At 65.3% G+C, this 3227-nt stretch carries 4 protein-coding genes; all 4 read left to right on the top strand.

Features of this window, described 5'->3' with window-relative positions; all coding sequences use genetic code 11:
- Positions 1 to 88 precede the first annotated feature (88 nt).
- The 4 genes from tnpA to MF134_RS23690 all read left to right on the top strand — a co-directional run bounded on the left by tnpA (position 89) and on the right by MF134_RS23690 (position 3203).
- Positions 89 to 541 (top strand): IS66-like element accessory protein TnpA, encoded by a 453-nt coding sequence (gene tnpA, locus MF134_RS23705; protein ID WP_228242184.1) that lies wholly within the window; start codon positions 89 to 91, stop codon positions 539 to 541.
- Positions 538 to 885 carry an IS66 family insertion sequence element accessory protein TnpB gene (gene tnpB, locus MF134_RS23700; RefSeq protein ID WP_228242181.1) on the top strand — a complete coding sequence of 116 codons (348 nt, stop codon included), beginning with the start codon at positions 538 to 540 and terminating at the stop codon, positions 883 to 885. The genes tnpA and tnpB overlap by 4 nt, the downstream gene beginning before the upstream one ends.
- Positions 886 to 946: 61 nt before the next feature.
- A complete protein-coding gene (gene tnpC, locus MF134_RS23695) occupies positions 947 to 2557 on the top strand; it encodes an IS66 family transposase (protein WP_255341859.1) in 1611 nt (536 codons plus the stop codon).
- Positions 2523 to 3203, top strand: a complete 681-nt coding sequence (locus MF134_RS23690; RefSeq protein WP_255341858.1) for a UPF0149 family protein — start codon at positions 2523 to 2525, stop codon at positions 3201 to 3203. The genes tnpC and MF134_RS23690 overlap by 35 nt, the downstream gene beginning before the upstream one ends.
- The last annotated feature ends 24 nt before the right edge of the window (positions 3204 to 3227 follow it).

The raw sequence follows: 3227 nt of genomic DNA, 5'->3' as shown, positions 1-3227 counted from the left end.
GTAAGCGTCCGGTGACTGAGGGTTTGCGATCGGCGAGTGTGGGGTGAAGCTTCGAAGCTAGTTTCGCAATCAGCTTCGAAGCCATCACATGCCGCGACTTGAGATTTTCACGGGAACCGAGCGCCGTCGGCGCTGGCCGGATGCGGAGAAGCTGGCCGTCCTGGAGGAAGCTTCCGTCCCCGGGATCAGTGCGGCATCGGTGGCTCGGCGGCACGACATTCTTCCCCAGCAGATCTATCGCTGGCGCCGGCAGTTCGGCTTCGGCCGTGATCGCGTGGACAACGCTGGGCGCAGTTCGGCGACCGTGACGCCTGTGTCCTTCCTTCCGCTGGAGCTGGTTGCGTCGGGCAACGGTGGTACCGAGCAAACGGTGCGGCCAAACCCTGCGCCGGTTTCGTCATCACCTCGCTCGTCCCGTCGAGATGGCCATGGCGAGGGATTCGCGGAAGTTCTGCTCGCCAACGGTCGGCGCCTGCGCATTTGTCCGGCGATCGACGAAGCAAGCCTCGTTCGGTTGATCCGCATCGTGGAAACGGCATGATCGCGCCGGGCTCGGGCGTCCGGGTGTATCTCGCCTGCGGGACGACGGACATGCGCAAGGGGATCTCGGGACTGTGTGGGGTTGCCCAGGAGGTTCTGCGCCAAAGTCCCTCCTCGGGAGCAGTATTCGCCTTCCGGGGGCGGCGCGGCGACCGGCTGAAGCTTCTGTTCTGGGACGGCCAGGGCTTTTGCCTGTACTACAAGGTCCTTGAGCGCGGACGCTTCGTGTGGCCCTCGCCGGCGGACGGCGTCGTGCGTCTGACGGCGGCGCAACTTTCGATGCTGTGGGAGGGCATCGACTGGCGTCGACCGGCCTGGACATCGGCGCCGATGCGGGCGGTCTGAAGCTCCTGTCGGGGAACGATTGGAGTGTCCTTCAAGGCTCGGTTCTGCTAGAATCACCTTCATGGAAACGGCCTTCGCGAACCTGCCGTCAGACCCTGCCGCATTGCGTGCGATCATCCTCACGCAGGCCGCCGAGCTCGCTGCCCGCGAAGCCGAGCTGCGCTTCCACGGCACCCTTATAGAAAGGCTGAAGGCGCAACTGGCAGCGCTCAGGCGTGCTCGGTTCGGCACCTCCTCCGAGAAACTCGATCGCATCGCCGACCAGCTCGAGCTGGCGCTGGAGGAGATCGAGGCCAACCAGGCGCAGGACGAACCGCAAGGAACTGACGCAGAAGCGACGGCGGGATCGAGGACGCCGCGTTCAAAGTCCTCGCGCCGGCCCTTGCCCGATCATCTGCCGCGCTACGAGGTACGGCACGAGGCGCCATGCACCTGCGCGGAATGCGGCGGCACGCGCTTCTTGAAGGACGGCGAGGACGTCACTGAGATCTTAGACTATGTTCCGGCCTCGTTCCGGGTGGTGCGGCACGTGCGGCCACGCCTCGTCTGCCGGGACTGTGACGCCATCATTCAGGCGGAACGCCCAAGCCTTCCGATCGAGCGCGGCAAGCCAGGACCGGGGCTTCTTGCCCATGTGCTGGTCTCCAAATACGCGGACCATCTGCCGCTTTACCGCCAATCACGCATCTACGAGCGCGAGGGCGTGAAGTTGTCGCGCTCGACGCTGGCCGACTGGGTGGGGCGCAGCGCCGATCTCCTGGCGCCGCTGGTGGAGGCGGTGCGCGCTCATGTTCTGTCAGGGGACCGTCTGCACGGTGACGACACACCGGTTCCAGTGCTGGAGCCCGGTAAGGGCCGTACAAAGCAGGGGCGGCTCTGGGCCTATGTACGCGACGGCCGTCCCTGCGGCTCCACTGATCCTCCGGCGGTCGCCTATCGCTACAGTCCCGACCGCAAGGGGCACCACCCTCGCGAGCATCTGGCGTCATTTGCGGGGATCCTGCATGCCGACGGCTATGCCGGCTTTGCCGAACTCTACCGGGCACCGCTGGTCGGCGACGGTGGCCGGGTCGAATCGCGGATTGCCGAGGCGGCTTGCTGGGCACATGCACGTCGCAAGTTCTTCGACCTGACGGCGTCCGGACCCGCGCCCGTGGCGGGCGAAGCCCTGAAGCGCATCGGTGAGCTCTACGAGATCGAACGTTCCGTGCGCGGCCAGTCCGCGACTGAGCGGCTGAAGGTGCGCCAGGCACAGACCGCTCCCAAGGTTGAGGCGTTGCGGTCCTATCTTGAGCGTGAACTGGCGCGCCTGTCGGGCAAGAGTCCGACGGCGGGTGCGATCCGCTACGCGCTATCTCGTTGGCCAGCGCTGTGCCGTTATCTCGGCGACGGACGGATCGAGATCGACAACAATGCCGCCGAACGCGCCATCCGCCCGGTCACTCTGGGACGTAAGAACTGGCTGTTCGCGGGTTCGGACGAAGGAGGCGTGCGAGCTGCCGGGATCATGACGCTGATCGAGACGGCCAAGCTGAACGGCCTCGACCCGGAGGCCTGGCTGCGCGACGTGATCGCCCGGATCCACGACCATTCGGCGCGCCGGATCGACGAACTCCTGCCTTGGAATGCCCAACCCGATGTCGCGACTTCCACCGCGCCTGCGCACGCTTGATCGCCTGCTCCTCGACCTGCCTGATGACGGCGGACCGATGCTTCTCAGCGAGCTCGACGGCTATCTCGCCGGACTTCTCGTCTGCCCGGACCTCCTCATGCCCGGTGAATGGTTGCCGAAGGTCTGGAGCCGCTACGACGACGAGGAAAGCCAGCCAGTGTTCGAGGACATGAACCATGTCCAGGTGACGATCGGGGCGGTCATGGAGCACTATAACGCCCTTGCCAAAGCGTTCGCCGGCCAAAGGCCGCGCTACGTGCCGGTTCTCGACGACGACCCAGTCTCCAACGAGATCCTCTGGGAGATGTGGGCCGACGGCTTCGGCCGAGCCGTCGACCTGAGGCCGCAGTGCTGGAAAGCCATCGCGAAGAGCGACGACGAGGACGCCAAGGTCGCGCTCGCCGGACTTCTCCATCTCGTCACCATCGCTCGCGATGAAGGCGCCATGTCCAAGGACGACATCAAGGCCTTTGACGAGACCGCGCCCGTTCTCATTCCACGTTGGGTTCTCGCACTCAATGCCTGGCGCCTCGACAACGCCACCGGCGCGCCCGCACAGTCGCCTACCTTCGGTAAAGTCGGCCGCAACGATCCATGCCCCTGCGGTTCCGGCAAGAAGTACAAGAAATGCTGCGGCCTCAATTGATCTGACCGTTCACCGGACGGTTAC

Origin of the sequence: Jiella marina (genome assembly GCF_024359545.1) — a bacterium.
In the GTDB taxonomy this organism is placed as follows: Bacteria; Pseudomonadota; Alphaproteobacteria; order Rhizobiales; family Rhizobiaceae; genus Jiella.
The sequence above is the reverse complement of the archived record's forward strand: the minus strand, read 5'-3'. Positions and strand labels throughout refer to the sequence as shown.